Source organism: Pseudomonas sp. Irchel 3H7 (genome assembly GCF_900187605.1).
Lineage (GTDB): Bacteria > Pseudomonadota > Gammaproteobacteria > Pseudomonadales > Pseudomonadaceae > Aquipseudomonas.
Map to the genome: position 1 here is coordinate 156,229 of NZ_FYEA01000011.1, position 19,277 is coordinate 175,505.

A 19,277-nucleotide genomic window follows, 5' to 3' on the forward strand; every position below is an offset into this window, starting at 1 on the left:
AGCGCCAAAGCGACCGCGGCCTTAAGTCATTTAGTGCGCTTAACAGTTGGTCTTCATCCTGACGATATCCTCAGGCACAAAAAAGCGGCGCTTCAAGCGCCGCTTTTCATTTGCGGGTGATTACCAGCGGTTACCACGCCCATTGTGATCGCCGCGTCCACTGTGTCGGTCGTAGTTGCCACGACCGCGATGATCGTTATCCCAACCGCCGCGACGGTGGCCATTCCAGCGCCCGCGATCGTTGTCGTGCCAGCGGCGGCTTTCGTAGTAGCGCGGGGCCGGTTGGTAGTAACGCGGCGCCGACTGGTAATAGCGCGGTTGCTGGTAGTACCGCGGGGCTGGCTGGTAGTAACGTGGCTGCGCGTAATACGTGCTGCCACCCCGGTAATAGGTGCCGCCTGTGTTGTAGTAGGCCGGTGCGGGTGACGTGTAGACCTCTGAGCTGTAATACGAGTCCGCGTAAGAGTACGGGACGCAACCGGCAACGGAAAACATCAACGCAGCAAGCAGAAGAATTCGTCTATACATGGCGGCCTCCTGGACCGCGGGTTGGCCACACCAGCGACGCTGGCAGGCGACAGTCATTTAATCGGTGACTGTCGAAAAATCAGACAGCGTTTTCGGCATCTGGTGCGTTCCTGCAACAAGTTGAAACAAGTGATTAATGAAATCCTGTTCATTTGGAAAACGCTGTCATTCAGCCGCTGATTAATGGTGGCCACCGTGATATCCGCCGCCGTGATAACCCCGTCCGTAACCACCCCGATACCCGTAGCCACCGTGGTAATAACGCGCACCGCCGTAGTAGCGTGGCCCGTAATAACCACCGTAGTAATAAGGCGAGTAATAGCCGGGATAGTAGTAGGTGGACGGATACGCATCGTAGGGACCGGCGTAGTAATAACAACCGGACAGACCGAAACCGAGCACCGCTCCCAGCAGCGCCCTTCGCAACGTTTTTTGAATGAGCATGGCGGCCTCCTGAAAGACCCGCGACAGCAGTCGGCACAGACCGGCTGACATCTGTTTTGACTGGCGAAGCCATGCCGAGTGCCAACACCGCAAAACCATCAGATCAGCGGCAACCACGCTGCATGACGGTGCAGCCGCGCACCAACACAAAGCGCCACATCGCCCTCACCTGCAAACCGACGCCACCCGCGCGCCCGAGCCAGAGCGCCTGACGCAACTTGGCACGCGTCTCGCTTTAGCAAACCCGTGCAGGAGTCATCACAGGTTCGCGGCACCACAATTTGCAATGGCTGACTAGGGTTCCGGCTCGCAATCGCGAGTGGCTGGTCCGAGAGTTGGCGACCTCCAGTTGAGGTTACACGGCGGGACAAAAGCCCGGGAGACAAGCCACCGTTCGCGGTGCCGCGTTGCCTTCCTGTCCGCCCTTGATCAACTGGAGAATCCACCATGACCCGACTACGTTTGCCCGCCCTGCTCGCCGCCGCCTTCGCCGCGCTCATCAGCACGCAATCCCCCGCCGCCCAGAAAGACCACTTCAGCGTCTGCTGGACGATTTACGCCGGCTGGATGCCCTGGGAATACGCCGGCAGCCAGGGCATCGTCGACAAATGGGCGAAGAAGTACGGGATCAAGATCGACGTCGTGCAGCTCAACGACTACGTCGAATCGATCAACCAGTACACCGCCGGCCAGTTCGACGGCTGCACCATGACCAACATGGACGCGCTGACCATTCCGGCCGCCGGCGGCGTCGACAGCACCGCGTTGATCGTCAGCGACTTTTCCAACGGTAACGACGGCATCGTCCTCAAGGGCGCCGGCAAGAAAGTCGCCGACCTCAAGGGCATGGACGTCAACCTGGTCGAACTGTCGGTCTCGCACTACCTGCTGGCCCGCGCGCTGGACTCGGTCGACCTGACCGAGAAAGACCTGAAAGTGGTCAACACTTCCGACGCCGATATCTCCGCCGCTTTCAACACCGAACAGGTCAACGCCGTGACCACCTGGAACCCGATGCTCTCGGACATCAAGGCCAAACCGGGCGTGACCGAGGTGTTCAATTCCAGCCAGATTCCTGGCGAGATCATGGACATGATGGTGGTCAACAGCGCCACCCTCAAAGACAACCCGGCGCTGGGCAAAGCACTCACCGGTGCGTGGTTCGAAGTGGTCGAGTTGATGAACGCCAAGAACGCCGCGAGCAAAGCTGCGCTGGAGCACATGGCCAAAGCTTCGGGCACCGACCTCGCTGGATTCCAGGCACAACTCGACACCACCAAACTGTTCGCCACGCCAAGCGAAGCGCTGAACTTCGCCACCAGCAAACAACTGCCGGAAACCATGCGCAAGGTCGCCGAATTCTCCTTCCAGCACGGCTTGCTCGGTGAAGGCGCGAAAGACACCAGCGCGGTCGGCATGGCCTTCGCCAACGGCGTGACCAGTGGCGATACCGGCAACCTCAAGCTGCGTTTCGATCCGACTTACGTGCAGATGGCCGCCGACGCCAAGCTGTAAGCCACGGAGGATTTGGCCATGCGCCTGATCAATCGCCACCCGGATCGCCCCAGTCGCCTGCTGTTGGTGATCCTGCCGTTCGCCCTGGTGTTGTTCGCCTACTTCATGGGCTCGGCCGAGCGCCTGGCGGAAAACCCCAACGACAAACTGCTGCCCAGCGCCGTGCAAATGAGCGACGCGGTCAAACGCTTGGCCTTCAATGCCGACAGCCGCACCGGTGACTACCTGTTGTGGCAGGACACCGCGTCGAGTCTGCGGCGCTTGGCCATCGGCCTCGGCATCGCTGCATTGGCCGGGCTGTGCCTGGGCATCGCCGCCGGCACGCTGCCGTTGTTCGGCGCGCCGTTGTCGCCGCTGCTGACAGTGCTGTCGATGGTGCCGCCGCTGGCGATCCTGCCGATTCTGTTCATCGTCTTCGGTCTGGGCGAGTTGTCGAAAGTCATGCTGATCGTGATCGGCATCACCCCGGCCCTCGCTCGCGATCTGGAACAGCGCGCACGGGAAATTCCCGTCGAACTGCTGATCAAGGCGCAGACCCTCGGCGCCTCGACCTGGACATTGATGCTGCGGGTGGTGTTGCCGCAACTGTTGCCGCGTTTGTTGATCTCGTTGCGGCTGATGCTCGGTTCAGCGTGGCTGTTCCTGATTGCCGCCGAAGCGATCGCCTCCACCGACGGCCTCGGCTACCGGATTTTTCTGGTCCGGCGTTATCTGGCGATGGACGTGATTCTGCCGTACGTGGTGTGGATCACCCTCCTCGCCTGGCTGATGGATTGGGGCCTGAAATACCTGACCCGTCGCGCCTTCCCTTGGTATGAGGGGGCGGCCAAATGAGCTTCATCACCGTGAAAAACGTCTGGCAGCAATACGCCGATCAGGTGGTGCTGGAAGGCTTGAACCTGAGCGTCAACGAGGGCGAGTTCTGCACCCTGGTCGGCGCGTCCGGTTGCGGCAAATCGACCTTCCTGCGCCTGCTGCTCGGCCAGGAAACCGCGAGTCGCGGCGAGATTCTGCTCGACGGTCAAGCGCTGGCCAGCGAACCGGATGCCAGCCGTGGCGTGGTGTTCCAGCGCTACTCGGTGTTCCCGCATTTGAGCGTGCTCGACAACGTCGCCCTCGGCCTCGAATTGCCGCGTGCGCCGCTGATCGGTCGGTTGTTCGGCAGCGCCAAACGTGAGGCGCGCGAACAAGCGGCGGCATTGCTGAATAAAGTCGGCCTCGGCCATGCCCTCGACAAATACCCGGCGCAGTTGTCCGGCGGCATGCAGCAACGCTTGGCGATTGCCCAGGCACTGATCATGAAACCGCGGGTGTTGCTGCTCGACGAACCGTTCGGCGCACTCGATCCGGGCATCCGCAAAGACATGCACGCCTTGCTGCTGGAGCTGTGGCGCGAGACCCGGTTGACCGTGTTCATGGTCACCCACGACCTGTCCGAAGGTTTCAGCCTCGGCACTCGTCTGTTGGTGTTCGACAAGGTGCGCCTCGACCCGCACGCCCCCGGCGCCTATGGCGCACGCATCACCTACGACATCCCTTTGAACAGCGACCGCCGCGCCCAGCGCGCCGCCGTCGACGCCTTGCCGTTGCCACTGGCAGGCGCCCTTCGCACCGCTTGAGAGGACTGCTCCAATGAATAAACCGATGACTGATTCGACCCAACTGTTCCCACCGTTTGCCGAAGAAATGCTCCGCGGTGGCGGCCACCGTTCCTTCGTGTTGAAGCGCGGCCAATTGCTGCGCCTGACTGATCTGCGCGGTGGCGCCAACGTCAGCCTGACCCTGCTCAACGCCAATGAAAAAACCGAGCGGCTGAACCTGCCCGACAGCCTCAAGTGCCAACACACCGCCAAACTCACCAGCGGCCACTGCCTGTACTCGGACATGGGCCGCGTACTCGCCGCAATCACTGCCGACACCTGCGGCTGGAGCGACAGTCTCGGCGGTGTGCTCTGCGCCGAAGAGGTCGCAGAAAAGTACGGCCAGGGCCGCTATCAGGAACTGCGCAACGGCTTCTTCCGCAACGGCACCGACAACCTGTTGGTGGAGCTCGGCAAGTGGGGGCTGGGCCTCTCCGATCTGTTGATGACGCTCAATCTGTTCAGCCGCGTCAACGTCGATGAGGCCGGGCGCTTCCACTTCGTCGAGGGCAATTCCAAGGCTGGCGATTACATCGAGTTGTACGCGCCAATGGACACGCTGGTGGTGCTCACCGCGCTGCAACACCCGATGGATCCGGCGCCCGAATACGCACCCAAACCACTGAAGTTGAGCTGGATGAACGCCGACGCCAGCGTCGCCGAACACTGCCGCACCTCGCGCCCGGAAAATGAGCGCGGCTTTATCAACACCGACCGTTTGTTCGCCTGAGGATCGCTGCCATGTCAGTTGCTATCGCCACTTCGCAAAAACAACCCGACGCAGCGGTGTACCGCGCCACAATCCCGGCCGGTGAACCGTGGCTGATGGAGGTCAAGGCTGGCCAGACCCTGCGCATTCTCGACCTGGAAGGCAATCAGGCCGTCGATACCTTGTTCTACAGCCTCGCCAACCCCAAGGAACGCTACGACGTGCAGCGCACCTTGCGTCGGCAGAACAGCGTCTACCTGAGCACCGGCAGCGTGCTGTATTCCAACCTCGGCCACGCGATGCTGACCATCGTCGCCGACACCTGCGGACGTCACGACACCCTCGGCGGCGCGTGCGCGCAAGAGAGCAACACCGTGCGCTACGCCTTGGAAAAGCGCTACATGCACAGCTGCCGCGACAACTACCTGCGCGCCTGTGCCCATGATGGGCGACTGGGCAAAGGTGACATCGGGCCGAACATCAATTTCTTCATGAACGTGCCAGTGACCGCCGATGGCGGGCTGACCTTCGAGGACGGGATTTCGGCGCCGGGCAAGTACGTCGACTTGCGTGCGGAGATGGATGTGATTGTGTTGATTTCCAACTGTCCGCAGTTGAACAACCCTTGCAACGCCTACAACCCGACACCTGCGGAGCTGCTGGTATGGAACTGAAAATCAGCCGTTTGCGCCGTTGGCTTTTCGCCCTGTGCCAGGCCCGTTCCGGGCAATGCCTTAAAAAGTGAAACCACCACAAATCCCATTGTAGGAGTGAGCCTGCTCGCGATCGCGGTGTGTCAGACGCATCAGTTTTGATTGATCCGACGCTATCGCGAGCAGGCTCACTCCTACAGGGGCTCGGTGGTGATCTGAAGTGGTTTTTTCATCCGGGACGGCCCGGATGTCTGTCGAAAAACAGCGGGACGGCCCGCTTCCCCTTCAGGGGTTATGCCATGTTCGAAAAAGTCCTCATCGCCAACCGTGGCGCCATTGCCTGCCGCATCCTGCGCACCCTCGGCGCACTGCAGGTCAAAGGCGTGGCGGTGTATTCCGAAGCCGACGCCGCCAGCCTGCACATCCTGCACGCGGATGAAGCGCACAGCCTCGGTGAAGGCGCTGCCGCCGGCACCTATCTGGCGGTCGAAAAAATCCTCGCCATCGCCAAGCAAAGCGGCGCCACCGCGATCCATCCCGGCTACGGATTCCTCTCGGAAAACGCCGCGTTCGCCGAAGCCTGCGCAGCGCAGAACATCGCCTTCATCGGCCCGACGCCGGAGCAACTGCGCGTGTTCGGCCTCAAACACACCGCCCGCGCGTTGGCCAAACAACACGGCGTGCCCATGCTCGAAGGCACCGAACTGCTCGACAGCCTCGACGCCGCGCTGATTGCCGGCGAACAAGTCGGCTACCCGGTGATGCTGAAAAGCACCGCCGGCGGTGGCGGCATCGGCATGCGCGTGTGCCGCAGCGCCAGCGAACTGAGCGAGTCGTTCGAAGCGGTGAAACGCCTCGGTCAGAACAACTTCAGCGACGCCGGCGTGTTTATCGAGAAGTACATTCAGCGCGCCCGGCACCTGGAGGTGCAGATGTTCGGCGACGGACGCGGCGAGGTCATCGCCCTCGGCGTGCGCGACTGCTCGGTGCAGCGGCGCAATCAGAAAGTCCTCGAAGAAACCCCGGCGCCGAACCTGCCCGACGGCATGGCCGACGAGCTGTGCGCGGCGGCGATCAAACTGGCGAAGGCGGTGAACTACCGAAGCGCCGGCACGGTTGAATTCGTCTTCGACAGCGACGCGCAGCGCTTCTACTTTCTCGAAGTGAACACACGGTTGCAGGTGGAGCATGGCGTCACTGAGCAAGTATGGGGCGTGGATCTGGTGCGCTGGATGGTTGAGCTGGCGGCGGGAGATTTACCGCCGCTGAGCGAGTTGTATCGTCAGCTGAAACCCGAGGGCCACGCGATTCAGGCGCGCCTGTACGCGGAGGATCCCGGCCGCGATTTTCAGCCGAGCCCAGGCTTGCTGACAGCCGTGGAATTCCCGCCGGCCAACGGTATTCAACTGCGCATCGATACCTGGGTTGAGGCCGGTTGCGAGATTCCGCCGTACTTCGATCCGATGATTGCCAAGGTCATCACCTGGGCGCCGAGCCGCGAACAGGCGCGTGCCGAGTTGCATCAAGCGTTAGGCGACAGTCTGTTGTACGGCGTGGAAACCAACCGCGACTACCTGCGGCAGATTCTCCTCGACGCGCCGTTCGCCAGCGGTGAGCCGTGGACGCGTTGCCTGGAAGGTCTGATCTATCGCGCCAACACCTTCGAAGTGCTCAGCGCCGGCACGCAAACCAGCGTGCAGGACTATCCCGGTCGCCTCGGTTACTGGGCTGTCGGTGTACCTCCATCGGGGCCGATGGACAGTCGCGCGCTGCGTTTGGGCAATCGTCTGCTCGGCAACGCTGACGGCGCGGCGGCGCTGGAAATCACCATGAGCGGGCCGTTGCTGCGCTTCAATTGCACAGCAGTGGTCGCGGTGACGGGGGCGCCGATTGGCCTGACGCTTGAGGGGGAAAGCGCGCCAATGAATACCGCGTTGCTGATCCCGGCGGGCGCGACGTTGCATCTGGGCAGCATCAGCGGCGCCGGGGCACGCAGTTATCTGTGCCTGCGCGGTGGTTTGCAGGTGCCGGATTATCTGGGCAGCAAAAGCACTTTCACCCTCGGCCAGTTTGGTGGGCATGGTGGTCGGGCGTTGCGTGCCGGGGATGTGTTGCATATCCCTGCACTGACTGACCGCAGTGCTGGCCAGCAGTTGACCGAGCAGCACATCACCGCGTTACCAGCGGTGCGGCAGATCAGGGTGATTTACGGCCCGCACGGCGCACCGGAATATTTTACGGAAAACTACATCGGCAGTTTTTTTCAAACCCAGTGGGAAGTGCATTTCAACTCCAGCCGCACCGGTGTCCGCCTGATCGGGCCGAAGCCGGAATGGGTGCGTGCCGACGGTGGCGAGGCCGGGTTGCATCCATCGAACATTCACGACAATCCGTATGCCATCGGCGCGGTGGATTTTACCGGTGACATGCCCGTCATCCTCGGCCCGGACGGCCCGAGCCTTGGTGGGTTTGTTTGCCCGGTGACGGTGATCGAGGCGGATCTGTGGCAGCTTGGACAGCTCAAGGCTGGCGACAAGATCCAGTTCATTCCCGTCGACCTCAAAACCGCCCGCGATCTCGCCCTGAAATGGGATAACTGTGGGAGCTGGCTTGCCAGCGATGGGGCCCGTCCAGACACCGCATTAACTTCATCGCTGGCAAGCCAGCTCCCACAGGATCTTGTGTCGCCTGTGGTGCTGGAGTTGGGTCAGGGTGATATGCGCTTGGTTGGGCGGGTCTCTGGCGATACTCACCTATTGTTGGAAATCGGCGAGCCTGAACTCAATCTCGTCCTGCGCTTCCGCGCCCACGCCCTCATGCAAGCGCTGGAACACAAATCCCTGCACGGCGTGATCGACCTCACCCCCGGCATTCGCTCGCTGCAAATCCACTACCAGCCCGAGCAACTGCAGCTGGTCGATCTGCTCGGCATCGTCGCCGGCGAATGGGACGCAGTGTGCGCTGCCAACGACCTGCAAGTGCCGTCACGCATCGTGCATTTGCCGCTGTCCTGGGATGACCCGGCCTGCCAGTTGGCCATCGAAAAATACATGACTACTGTGCGCAAGGACGCGCCGTGGTGCCCGAGCAATCTGGAGTTCATCCGCCGCATCAACGACCTGCCCAACCTCGACGAAGTGCAGCGCACGGTGTTCGAGGCGAGCTATCTGGTGATGGGGCTTGGCGACGTTTACCTCGGCGCGCCAGTCGCCACACCACTCGATCCGCGTCATCGTCTGGTCACAACCAAATACAACCCGGCACGCACCTGGACCGCCGAGAATTCGGTGGGCATCGGCGGTGCCTATATGTGCGTGTACGGCATGGAAGGCCCCGGCGGTTATCAGTTTGTCGGGCGCACCTTGCAGATGTGGAACCGCTACCGCGAAGTCACCGCGTTCGACGGCAAACCGTGGCTGCTGCGCTTCTTCGATCAGATTCGTTTCTACCCGGTCAGCGCCGAAGAACTGCTGCGCATTCGCCGCGATTTTCCGCTGGGGCGTTTCGAGCTGAACATCGAACACAGCCAGCTCAACCTCGCCGAGTATCAGACGTTTCTCAGCCGTGAAGCCGAGAGCATCAACGCGTTTCGTGCTCAGCAACAAGGCGCATTCAACGCCGAGCGCGAACGCTGGATCGCCAGCGGTCAGGCGCATTTCGACAGCGAAGAAGCCGTGGCGGAGTCCAGCGAAGACGCTCCACTGGCCGACGGTGAGCACAGCGTCGACAGCCACATTGCCGGCAATCTCTGGCAGGTGCAGGTCGAGGCCGGCAGCCGTGTCGCGGCGGGTGACGTGCTGGTGATTCTCGAGTCGATGAAGATGGAAATCCCGGTCCTCGCGCCGATGGCCGGGGTGGTGCGCGAGATCCGCGTGCAGCCCGGTTCGGCGGTGCGCGCCGGACAACGGGTCGTGGTGCTGGAACTCGACTGAAGCCAATTGGATAAGGATCAACTCATGAATCTGCAACTCGATGTTCTGCGCCAGGCCTATCGCAATGGCGACACAACACCACGTCAACTGCTGGCGAAACTGCGCGAGAAAGCTGCCGCGCTGAACCCGGATTATCACCTGTTCATTCATCTGCTCAGCGTCGTTGAACTGGAGCCCTACCTTGCCGCCCTCGACGGCCGCGACCTCGACAGTCTGCCGCTGTATGGCGTGCCGTTTGCGATCAAGGACAACATTGATCTGGCGGGTATTGCCACCACCGCCGCGTGCCCGGACTTTGCTTATGTACCGGAGCGCTCGGCGACCATCGTCGAGCAGTTGATCGCCTTGGGGGCGATTCCGCTGGGCAAGACCAACCTCGATCAATTCGCCACGGGGCTCAACGGCAGCCGCTCGCCGTATGGCGCGTGCCCGAACAGCGTGTTGCCGGAGTATCCGTCCGGGGGTTCCAGCGCCGGTTCGTCGCTGGCGGTGGCGTTGGGCGTGGCGAGTTTTGCCTTGGGCACCGACACCGCAGGCTCCGGTCGGGTGCCGGCGGCGCTGAATAATCTGGTTGGATTGAAGGCGAGCAAAGGCCTGATTTCCACTGCTGGTGTGCTCCCCGCGTGCCGCACTTTGGATTGCGTGACCACGTTTACCGCGACGGCGCGTGAAGCCAGTCAGTTGCTCGCGTTGACGGCAAAACTTGATCCGCGCGACGAATACAGCCGCCGCAATCCATCGTGGAATGACGGCTCGGCGTTTGGTGCGCCACGCGCATTTCGATTCGGTGTGCCGCGCGCGCAGGATCTCGAGTTTTTCGGCTGCGTCGAAGGCCCGCTGCTGTTCGGCGATGCCATCGACCGGCTCAAGGCCTTGGGTGGCGAAGCGGTTGAACTGGACCTGTCGCCATTCCTTGAAGCCGCGCGCCTGCTTTACGAAGGGCCGTGGGTCGCCGAACGCTATAGCGTGGCAGGCGAGTTGATGGAGCAGAATCCCGAAGCGGTTTTGCCGGTGATTCGTGCCGTGCTGGCCAAGGCGCCGGCGGTGAGCGGCGTACAGACCTTCCGTGCGCAATATCGGCTGCAAGCCTTGAAAGCGCTGTGCGATCAGGCACTCGAAGATCTCGACTGCGTACTCACACCGACTATCGGCCGCCCGGTGACACTGGCCGAACTGCACGCCGAACCGGTTTTGCGTAACTCTGAACTGGGTTACTACACCAACTTCATGAACCTGCTCGACTACGCCGCCGTCGCCGTGCCGAGCGGGTTTATGGCCAATGGATTGCCGTGGGGCGTGACGCTGTTTGGCCGGGCGTTCACCGATCAATATCTGCTGAGCGTGGCCGATGCGCTGCAGCGTCAGCAGGACTCGGCATTGCCCACGCCCGCAAACGTTGCGCGCCATGATCGCGCACGCATCGTGGTGTGTGGCGCGCATTTGCAAGGGTTGGCGTTGAACTGGCAACTGACGCAGCGTGGCGGGAGATTGCTGGAGACGACGTTGAGTTCGCCGGACTATCAACTGCACGCGTTGGCCGGCGGCCCACCGCTGCGTCCGGGCATGGTGCGGGTCAAGGCTGGCGGTGTGGCGATTGCGGTGGAGGTGTGGGAGTTGCCGAGCAGTGAGTTGGGCTCGTTCCTGACCGGGATTCCGGCACCGCTTGGGTTGGGCAAGGTGCAACTGGCGGATGGACGTTGGGAGAGCGGGTTTATTTGTGAGCCGTATGGTCTGGAAGGGGCGCTGGACATCAGCCATTTGGGGGGCTGGCGGGCGTATCTTGAAACTCGGAGTTGATCCAGAAACCAGCCCTCACCCTAGCCCTCTCCCGGAGGGAGAGGGGACTGACCGAGGTGCCTGTGAGGGGATTGCCATTCAGTGATAATCCGTCGAACTCAGGTTTTGAAATCACCACAATTCAGCCCTCACCCCTGAGGGAGAGAGAACTGACCGGGGTGTCTTTAAGATAGTTGCCATTCGGTGATACCGAGCCGAACACAATTTTTGAAATCACCACAATCTAGCCCCTCTCCGTCCGGAAGAGGGGACTGTCCGGGGTGTCTTTAAGATAGCTGCCATTCGGTGATACCGAGCCGAACACAATTTTTGAAATCACCACAATCTAGCTCCCTCTCCCTCCGGGAGAGGGCTGGGGTGAGGGAGCGATCCTCCAGACACACCCTCAACGTCATATCCCCCGCCATTTCAGGCATAAATCCCGCAGTCTTTTCCCGGCCATCCCACTAGAATGCATGCCATCGGGCCACTGCTAACGGATCTGCCATGCCGCTTCGTTCTCCCCTGTACTCGCAACGCTCACTGGTCCTGACGCTGATCGCCCTGCTCGGCGCCGGGTTCCTTGCCACGTCGTTACTCAGCTACTACGCCTCCCGCGAGTCGATCCGCGACAACATCGTCAACACCGAACTGCCGCTGACGTCCGACACGGTCTACTCGGAAATCCAGAAAGACCTCGTCAGGCCGATCCTGATTTCCTCGATGATGTCCCGCGACACCTTCATGCGCGACTGGGTGGTCAACGGCGAGCAAAATCCCGAGCAGATGACCCGCTACCTCGACGAAGTCATGACCCATTACGGCGCCTACACGGCTTTCTTCGTCTCCAACAGCACCCTCACCTACTACCACGCCAAAGGCGTGCTCAAGCAGGTCAAGGTCGATGAGCCGCGCGACGCCTGGTACTTCCGCGTGCGCGACATGAAGGACCCGTACGAGATCAACGTCGACCCGGATCTGGCTAACAAGGACAACCTGACGTTCTTCATCAACTACAAGGTTTACGACTATCACAATCGCTTCATCGGCGCGGCCGGGGTCGGTCTGACCGTGGACGCGGTGATCAAGTTGATCGACAAGTATCAACAGCGCTATCAACGCAGCGTGTACTTCGTCGACACCTTCGGCCGACTGGTGTTGACCGGCGCCGAGGGCGGGCCTGAAGGCGCGCACATCGGTCAGAGCCTGAGTGAACTGGAGAGCATGAAAAGTCTGGTGAGCCAGTTGCCGAAACCGCACAGCGGCAGCTACGAATATTCCGCTCATGGGCAAGGGCATTTCCTCAACGTACGGTTTATTCCGGAGCTGAACTGGTACCTGTTCGTTGATAAACGCGAAGACGGCGCGCTGAGTGAGATTCGCCAGTCGCTTTACCTGAATCTGCTGATCTGCCTGCTGGTGACGCTGATCGTTCTGGCGCTGCTCAACCGCGTGATCAAACGTTATCAAAGCAAAATCCAGGCGCAGGCCATTCTCGACAGTCTCACCGAACTGCCCAACCGTCGTGGCTTCGACATTCTCGCCGCCCAGGCTCTGCACGAAGCCCAACGCGAAACCAAACCGCTGACGGCGTTGCTGCTCGACCTCGATCATTTCAAGGTGTTGAACGACACCTACGGGCACATGGCCGGCGATCAGGTATTGATCGGTTTTGCCCGCGACCTGCAAAGTTGCCTGCGCCACGCTGACATTGTCTGCCGCTGGGGCGGTGAGGAATTTATCGTTTTACTGAAGGACACCGACGGCGACACCGGTCAGAAAATTGCCGAAAAGATCCGCCAACACGTCGAACAGCACGAATATGCCTACGACGGCCACCGCCTCCATCTGACGGTAAGCATCGGCGCCACCACCCTGCAACGCGATGACACCTTGCACAGCCTGCTGTCGCGGGCCGATCATGCGATGTACCGGGCCAAACAAACCGGCCGCAATCGCACCTGCGTGGAAATGCCTCACTCGACTTATGCCTGATTCTGACGTTAAACCCGACCATTGCCCGGCCTGCGGCGCCCGCAACGACTGCAGCCTCGCCGACCCGCGCAGCGCCGACCGCGAATGCTGGTGCTATGGCGTGAGCATCGACCCGGCCGTACTTGAAGCGCTGCCGCCAGAACTGCGCAACCAATCCTGCCTGTGCCCGCGTTGCGCGCAAGTCGAGGCGCAACTGCAAGCGGCCAAGCGGCCGATCCCGTAAGATGCGCGGTCCTTCATTCACCGAACTCTGAACATGCGTGTCGACCGTTTCCTCAGCAACCTGCCCCGCTACAACCGTCAGCAGGTTCGCCTGTTGCTGGTGGAAAAGCGCGTGCGGATTGACGGAAAAGTCGTCAGCGATCCGCACAGCGAAGTGCTGGAATTCAGCTGTGTCGAAGTCGATGACGAAGTGCTACAAGTCGGCAAAGCGGCGCGCTACTTCATGCTGCACAAGCCGCCGGGCTGCGTCAGCGCCACCCGCGATCCGCAACATCCGACCGTGCTCGACCTGATCGATGAGCCGGACAAGGACGATCTGCACATCGCCGGACGCCTGGACTTCAACACCACCGGCCTGATGCTGATCACCAACGACGGCGCGTGGTCACGGCGCCTGACCCAGCCGCAGACCAAACTGCCAAAGGTCTACTACGTCGAGACCGAGCAGGAGATTGGCGCGCAATATGCGATCACCTTTGCCGAGGGCATCTACTTCGCCTTCGAAGACCTGACGACGCAACCGGCGCAGCTGGAGCTGCTTGGCCCACGGTCGGCGCGGCTGAGCATCGTCGAAGGTCGCTACCATCAGGTGAAGCGCATGTTTGGTTTCTTCAACAACAAAGTCCTGCGCCTGCACCGCGAATCCATGGGGCTTCTGCACCTCGATAACGCGCTAAAACCGGGCGAGTACCGCGCTTTGCGCACCGAAGAGATCCATTTGTTCTAAGCCGGCGACCGCTCAGCAGAAGTTGTCGAACAATTTACCAACGGCACTTGCGCGATCCCGACTCCCCTGCTTGAATCAGGACGTCGGCCAGATTGTGACCGATGAGTCACAACATACATCCAAGAAACTTTTTGCCGGTAGAGAGCCTTCAAGGCTCCGCCTCAGCCGGCAGACTGCCCGCCAATAACAACACCCGTCGACCGCAGTCATGGATCGACATGGGCCAAGCAAATTCCAGGCGTATGCCTACCTGTCACAAAGCTCGTGCAATCTCTATTTGCGCGCATACCCGCTTGCTTGCCAGGAGTCTTATGACATGAGGCCAGAAATCGCTGTGCTGGATATACAGGGTCAGTATCGGGTTTACACGGAGTTCTATCGCGCAGACGCCGCAGAAAAGACCATCATCCTGGTCAACGGCTCGATGGCCACGACTGCGTCGTTTGCACAGACTGTGAAAAACCTGCACCCGCAATTCAACGTGGTCTGCTACGACCAGCCTTACGCGGGCCGGTCAAAAGCCCACAACCGCCACGAGAAACATCTGACCAAGGACGTTGAAGGGCAGATTCTGCTCGAGCTGATCGACCACTTCGCCGCCGAACACGTGCTGTCGTTCTCCTGGGGCGGCGCTGCGACCCTGGTCGCCCTCGCCCACCAGCCACGGCGCATTGAACGAGCGGTGATCAGCTCGTTCTCGCCAGTGATCAACGCGCACATGCTCGATTACCTCGAACGTGGCGTCGACTACCTAGGCCAGCGCGACGGCGACCGCGTCGGCCATCTGGTCAACAGCACCATCGGCAAACACCTGCCGTCACTGTTCAAACGCTTCAACTATCGCCACGTCAGCAGCCTGGCCGAGCACGAATACGGGCAGATGCACTTCCACATCAGCGACGTACTGCACAGTGATCGGCAGTGCTATCTGAACGCAGCGAAAAAGATCAACGTGCCAGTGCTGTTTCTAAACGGCGAATGGGACGAATACACCGCTGCCGAAGACGCCCGCCTGTTCGGCAACCACGTGGCGCAGAGCACGTTCACCACGCTGCAAGCCACCGGGCACTTTCTCGACATGGAACACAAGGCTGCGTGCCGCGATAGCCAGAACGCCTTGCTCGGCTTTCTGAAACCGGCACAGCAGACCAGCCGAACGCGTTACTCGTTTGTTCAGGATCAACATGCATTGGCTATTTGAAAGGGTGTCGTCGCGAGCGAGGCTGTGGGGTTGGGATTTTGCTTTACGCACCGCAGTGCTCGCCCGCGATTGACCGTTTTCAGTGATTTAAAGCGTTCATGAGTAAAAGAAAAACTTCAAATCCGTGGCCGAGTCTGGTACAAAGTCAGCCGCTCTGAGCGGGTATAGTTTAATGGTAGAACAGTAGCTTCCCAAGCTTCCGACGAGGGTTCGATTCCCTCTACCCGCTCCACTCAAATTTTGTCTCACGTTGTTTTTTTTGACGGGGGATGCAGCGATAGAAAAAACCGGCCTATAGGGCCGGTTTTTTTGTGGCTGGGATTTGAGGTTGGCCAAATGGGGCAGTTCGGAACCTTTCAGAAACACTCCGCTAGTTGAAGATGCGCTCTCCCCCTGTACGCTTTTGTTCTCTCTAACGACAATCCTTGAGAAGCGTGCGAGGCACGAAATGGTGCCCATGCTCGGGATCTATGACGGGGCAATTCCATGACAATCGAATTCGAAGGGGAGTACGCAAGCCCATTCGCAGACTTCATCCGTAATGCGAAATCCCATGAAAAAAAGCGTGTTTACCGTGAAGTGCTGACCGCAGCTACCAAGAAGCAGAATGAGGTGATGCTGGCTGCATGTAACAAGCATTCGGCGGTTGGTGCAGTTTCAATGCGCAGGCTGAGCGAAGTGATGACTTCAGGGGATTTCTCCCGTTGTGATCAGATTCAAGAATTGCTCTGAGTTGATGATGAAAGCTCCAGCCTCAAGTGCCTTGGAAACTTTGGTTGGCCCCGCATTTTCACCATAACAAAGAAACGTCAGCGTCTTGCCTGCCGTACTCATGACCTTCAACCCATATTCCACTGCCTTTTGCTCAAGCTCAGCCCGTTGTGCAGCTGCGAACCCAGTGAAAAGAATTTGATTGATCCTACCCGGTGACATTTTCGGATCAGGCGTTTGCGAAGCGGCTTCTAAAGCAACGAGCGCCGGTGGCTTTCGATCGTGCTGAAGCCTCGGAGAAGGAGGAGCGGCCTCCTTTAAGAGCAGCTCAGCCCCAAGCAATACTTCGATGATGCGATCCTTGCGATAGGTTTTAGGAAAAGTATCGCTGGCCGATCGTCCTTGAATGTAAACCGAATTCTCTGACCATTGAATCAACTCCCGCTGACTTAAATCGCCCTTTGCATCTCTATAGCTGAATTTTAGAGTCGACATCCGTTTCACTCCCTTCTGACGATCACATGGGCAAATTCCATGCATAACTACGCTGGCTATATCGAGAGGTGATTTCCTTTCAACAGGCTCGTTGAGGGTCCATGACCTTCGCCCATTAGAGTTCAACGTTAGCAGCCCGAGCAGTGACGTCAGAAAAAGATGTGTTCCATTATTTTGCAGCGGAAGATCGCCACATGAACATAAGCAAAACCCGGTAACACACCCACCTCACCATCGCTTCTGCCTTATCTAGACTGCGCTAAGCGACCCCGCCCGTCAGAGGACCACTACCGACCGGTGGTTATAGTGTTGATCATATTGGTTCGATGGGTATAGTACCCACCAAGCACACCACAGGGAGGTGTTGTGAATAGCCGTTTTTTAATCGGCCAACTCGTCGCAGACGGTTGGTATCTGGTAAGGATCAAAGGAAGTCACCATCACTTCAAGCACCCGAGCAAACCAGGACTGGTCACCGTGCCACATCCAAAAAAGGATCTGCTGAAGAAAACGGCCATCAGTATTTTGCAGCAGGCGCTGCTTTGACTCTCTGAGTCAGTTGCGCCATGGAGGACAACGAATATGCTCTACCCGATTGCGATTTCAATTGGCGATGACCATCACGCCTGGGGTGTAGAAGTCCCGGACATTCCTGGATGCTTTTCCGCCGGAGAGGATCTGGACGATGCCGTCGCCATGGCTCGCGAAGCCATCGAAGGTCATTTCGAGATTCTGGCGGACGACGACGCCCCCATTCCAGCGGCCAGCAAACTGAGCCTGCACGTGGCCAACCCGAAATACGCCGGTTGTGCATGGGCCGTGGTGGATATCGATGTGCTCAAGTATTTGGGCAAAGCCCAAAAGCTCAACATCACCCTGCCGGGCCATTTGCTCAATCGCATTGATGAGTATGTGTTGCATCACCCGGAAGAGAAAAGCCGCTCGGGCTTTCTGGCGTCGGCGGCTCTGAAAGTTTTGCAGCAGGGTTGAACCTTGGCGCGTCAACCCGTGCTGGCCTATCCTACCCATTAAACCTAATTACACTTTCTTGTGAGTTAAAGGATATTTTCAGGTTTAATCCACAGTATATTGCGTACTGAGAATCAAAACTGAACGCCGACGGTACACACGACATGCTGGATTTAAGCCTCACCACCGCAAGCGAGATCGTCAAAAGGATTTGCCACCGCCTGCGCACAGAACGATTGGCTTTGGAGATGACACAGGCAGACGTGGCCGCTCGCGCGGGCATTGCGACGAATACGGTGTCAAACCTTGAAGCCGGTCGTAATGTGAGTTTCGACAACATGGTGCGAGTGGCAATGGTTCTCGGGCGCGAAAAGGAACTCGAAGGGTTGTTTCTGCCAAGGCTCGAAACTCTAGACGATATCATTCGCTACGAAAAAACGGCCAAGCGTCATCGCATCAAAAGGAAAGCCGACAATGCTTGAACAAGTGGACGTCTACTACGAGGGCTGGGGTGAACGTTGGCGGTGGGGCACACTTGCTTCGACGAAAGCCCTGAGCGGTCGCCCGCAGGTCATGTTTGAGTACAGCGATGAGGCAAAAAACAGAGGGCTGGAACTCTCCTCCTTGAGGCTTCCATTACAGGGAGCCAGGTTAAACCGGGATTTCCCGTCACATCAGTTGGGACTGCCTGGGCCGGTTTATGACTCGCTGCCAGATGGCTGGGGCATGTTGCTGATGGACCGATTGTTCAAACGTCGAGGCCTCAACCCCGCGCGCATAGGCCCCTTGGAGCGGCTAGCCTACATTGGCAACAATGCCATGGGGGCCATGTCGTTTGAACCTGTTGCACCCGAGGCGCTGGAACCGCAAATGCATGTTCCCATCGAGTTGCTCGCGTCCGAAGTGCAGGAAGTACTCAAAGGTAAAGGTGGAGAGCTTCTCCAGAAGCTGCTACTGGTCGGAGGTTCTCCACAAGGCGCCCGACCAAAAGCGCTGGTGTATCGCGATCCGCACACTGACGCCTTTACTACGGCTGCCACTCCCGGTTTCGAAGCCTGGTTGGTGAAGTTTCCGGCTCAGCAAGAACATCCCGAGGTGTGCGCCATCGAAATGGTCTATGCCGAATGTTTACGCTTGTGCGGTATCCAAACCCCTGACACTCGTTATTTCAGCCTGTCTGAAGGAATGGCCGCTTTTGCCACCAAACGCTTTGACCGACAAAACGACTTGCGGGTGCCCATGCAGAGTCTTGCAGCCTTTACCGGTGCGGACTTCAGATCCCCAGGGGCGCTGGACTACGTCAACTTCTTGCGTGCGACTCATAAGTGCAGCAATGACGTACGAGAGAAAGCCGTAGCGTTTGAGCGGGTCGTCTTCAATGTCGCATTCAATAACCGAGACGACCATCCGAAGAACTTTGCTTACATCATGTCGCCTGGCGGAGACTGGAAATTAGCGCCGGCCTATGACGTCACTTTCTGCGAGGGGCCGGGAGGCTATCACCAGATGGACGTGATGGGTGAAGCCTTGGAAATTGGAAGAGAACACCTGCTCAACCTTGCAGTGGAGGCTGAAGTAAACGCCGCTACGGCCGCCGACATCATTGACCGATTTTGCGAGGTGGCTAGCCGATTCACAGCCATGGCTGAAAGTTTGTATCCGGGTGTGATCACCCAGGAAACCTTGCGCACCATTCAACAACGCATCGACCAAAACATCGGGCTACTTGCCGGAAGTCGTGCTGCCAGGTAGCCGTCTCG

General features: G+C 59.3%; 19 protein-coding genes, 1 tRNA gene and 1 riboswitch. Of the genes, 17 read left to right on the plus strand and 3 right to left on the minus strand.

The window, feature by feature from the left end:
- Nucleotides 1-120: 120 nt before the first annotated feature.
- Entirely contained in the window at nucleotides 121-528 is a 408-nt protein-coding gene (locus CKW38_RS21360; protein ID WP_007911452.1) for a hypothetical protein, read from the minus strand.
- 180 nt (nucleotides 529-708) lie between these two features.
- The gene (locus CKW38_RS21365) at nucleotides 709-972 is read right to left on the minus strand and encodes a hypothetical protein (protein ID WP_007911455.1); all 264 of its coding nucleotides are present in this window, start codon (nucleotides 970-972) and stop codon (nucleotides 709-711) included.
- A 283-nt stretch (nucleotides 973-1,255) separates the two neighbouring features.
- A riboswitch (guanidine-I (ykkC/yxkD leader) is annotated at nucleotides 1,256-1,356 on the plus strand.
- Between the two features lie 63 nt (nucleotides 1,357-1,419).
- Between CKW38_RS21365 and CKW38_RS21370 the strand changes: the two genes are divergently transcribed.
- The 13 genes from CKW38_RS21370 (at nucleotide 1,420) to CKW38_RS21430 (ending at nucleotide 16,074) form a co-directional block, all read left to right on the plus strand.
- A complete protein-coding gene (locus tag CKW38_RS21370; protein ID WP_007911457.1) occupies nucleotides 1,420-2,487 on the plus strand; it encodes a putative urea ABC transporter substrate-binding protein in 1,068 nt (355 codons plus the stop codon).
- Nucleotides 2,488-2,505: 18 nt separating this feature from the next.
- Nucleotides 2,506-3,321, plus strand: coding sequence for an ABC transporter permease (locus CKW38_RS21375; protein WP_095113796.1), 816 nt, complete (start codon nucleotides 2,506-2,508; stop codon nucleotides 3,319-3,321).
- Nucleotides 3,318-4,106 (plus strand): ABC transporter ATP-binding protein, encoded by a 789-nt coding sequence (locus tag CKW38_RS21380; RefSeq protein WP_007911461.1) that lies wholly within the window; start codon nucleotides 3,318-3,320, stop codon nucleotides 4,104-4,106. The genes CKW38_RS21375 and CKW38_RS21380 overlap by 4 nt, the downstream gene beginning before the upstream one ends.
- A 25-nt stretch (nucleotides 4,107-4,131) precedes the next feature.
- Complete coding sequence (locus CKW38_RS21385; protein ID WP_095113797.1) at nucleotides 4,132-4,857, plus strand: urea amidolyase associated protein UAAP1; 726 nt, start codon at nucleotides 4,132-4,134, stop codon at nucleotides 4,855-4,857.
- Between the two features lie 11 nt (nucleotides 4,858-4,868).
- A complete protein-coding gene (locus CKW38_RS21390) occupies nucleotides 4,869-5,510 on the plus strand; it encodes an urea amidolyase associated protein UAAP2 (protein WP_095113798.1) in 642 nt (213 codons plus the stop codon).
- A 278-nt stretch (nucleotides 5,511-5,788) separates the two neighbouring features.
- A complete protein-coding gene (gene uca / locus CKW38_RS21395) occupies nucleotides 5,789-9,421 on the plus strand; it encodes an urea carboxylase (RefSeq protein WP_095113799.1) in 3,633 nt (1,210 codons plus the stop codon).
- Between the two features lie 24 nt (nucleotides 9,422-9,445).
- The gene (gene atzF, locus CKW38_RS21400; RefSeq protein ID WP_095113800.1) at nucleotides 9,446-11,218 is read left to right on the plus strand and encodes an allophanate hydrolase; all 1,773 of its coding nucleotides are present in this window, start codon (nucleotides 9,446-9,448) and stop codon (nucleotides 11,216-11,218) included.
- Nucleotides 11,219-11,704: 486 nt separating this feature from the next.
- Nucleotides 11,705-13,192 carry a sensor domain-containing diguanylate cyclase gene (locus CKW38_RS21405; protein WP_095113801.1) on the plus strand — a complete coding sequence of 496 codons (1,488 nt, stop codon included), beginning with the start codon at nucleotides 11,705-11,707 and terminating at the stop codon, nucleotides 13,190-13,192.
- Complete coding sequence (locus tag CKW38_RS21410) at nucleotides 13,185-13,415, plus strand: cysteine-rich CWC family protein (protein ID WP_007911468.1); 231 nt, start codon at nucleotides 13,185-13,187, stop codon at nucleotides 13,413-13,415. The genes CKW38_RS21405 and CKW38_RS21410 overlap by 8 nt, the downstream gene beginning before the upstream one ends.
- A gap of 33 nt (nucleotides 13,416-13,448) precedes the next feature.
- On the plus strand, nucleotides 13,449-14,141 hold the full coding sequence (locus CKW38_RS21415) for a pseudouridine synthase (protein ID WP_095113802.1): 693 nt from the start codon (nucleotides 13,449-13,451) through the stop codon (nucleotides 14,139-14,141).
- A 316-nt stretch (nucleotides 14,142-14,457) separates the two neighbouring features.
- Entirely contained in the window at nucleotides 14,458-15,342 is an 885-nt protein-coding gene (locus tag CKW38_RS21420; protein ID WP_007911470.1) for an alpha/beta fold hydrolase, read from the plus strand.
- A 158-nt stretch (nucleotides 15,343-15,500) separates the two neighbouring features.
- A tRNA-Gly gene (locus tag CKW38_RS21425) sits at nucleotides 15,501-15,574 on the plus strand.
- Nucleotides 15,575-15,828: 254 nt separating this feature from the next.
- Nucleotides 15,829-16,074: a hypothetical protein gene (locus tag CKW38_RS21430; protein ID WP_007911471.1), complete on the plus strand. Its 246-nt coding sequence runs from the start codon at nucleotides 15,829-15,831 to the stop codon at nucleotides 16,072-16,074.
- Here the strand turns inward: CKW38_RS21430 and CKW38_RS21435 are convergent.
- Entirely contained in the window at nucleotides 16,030-16,548 is a 519-nt protein-coding gene (locus tag CKW38_RS21435) for a BRCT domain-containing protein (RefSeq protein ID WP_095113803.1), read from the minus strand. The two genes, CKW38_RS21430 and CKW38_RS21435, sit on opposite strands and share 45 nt — an antisense overlap.
- Before the next feature lie 366 nt (nucleotides 16,549-16,914).
- Between CKW38_RS21435 and CKW38_RS21440 the strand changes: the two genes are divergently transcribed.
- The 4 genes from CKW38_RS21440 (at nucleotide 16,915) to CKW38_RS21455 (ending at nucleotide 19,269) form a co-directional block, all read left to right on the plus strand.
- Nucleotides 16,915-17,094 (plus strand): type II toxin-antitoxin system HicA family toxin, encoded by a 180-nt coding sequence (locus CKW38_RS21440; RefSeq protein WP_007911472.1) that lies wholly within the window; start codon nucleotides 16,915-16,917, stop codon nucleotides 17,092-17,094.
- A gap of 36 nt (nucleotides 17,095-17,130) precedes the next feature.
- Nucleotides 17,131-17,538, plus strand: a complete 408-nt coding sequence (locus CKW38_RS21445; protein WP_007911473.1) for a type II toxin-antitoxin system HicB family antitoxin — start codon at nucleotides 17,131-17,133, stop codon at nucleotides 17,536-17,538.
- A 143-nt stretch (nucleotides 17,539-17,681) separates the two neighbouring features.
- Nucleotides 17,682-17,999, plus strand: coding sequence for a helix-turn-helix domain-containing protein (locus CKW38_RS21450; RefSeq protein ID WP_007911474.1), 318 nt, complete (start codon nucleotides 17,682-17,684; stop codon nucleotides 17,997-17,999).
- Entirely contained in the window at nucleotides 17,992-19,269 is a 1,278-nt protein-coding gene (locus CKW38_RS21455; protein WP_095113804.1) for a type II toxin-antitoxin system HipA family toxin, read from the plus strand. The genes CKW38_RS21450 and CKW38_RS21455 overlap by 8 nt, the downstream gene beginning before the upstream one ends.
- The last annotated feature ends 8 nt before the right edge of the window (nucleotides 19,270-19,277 follow it).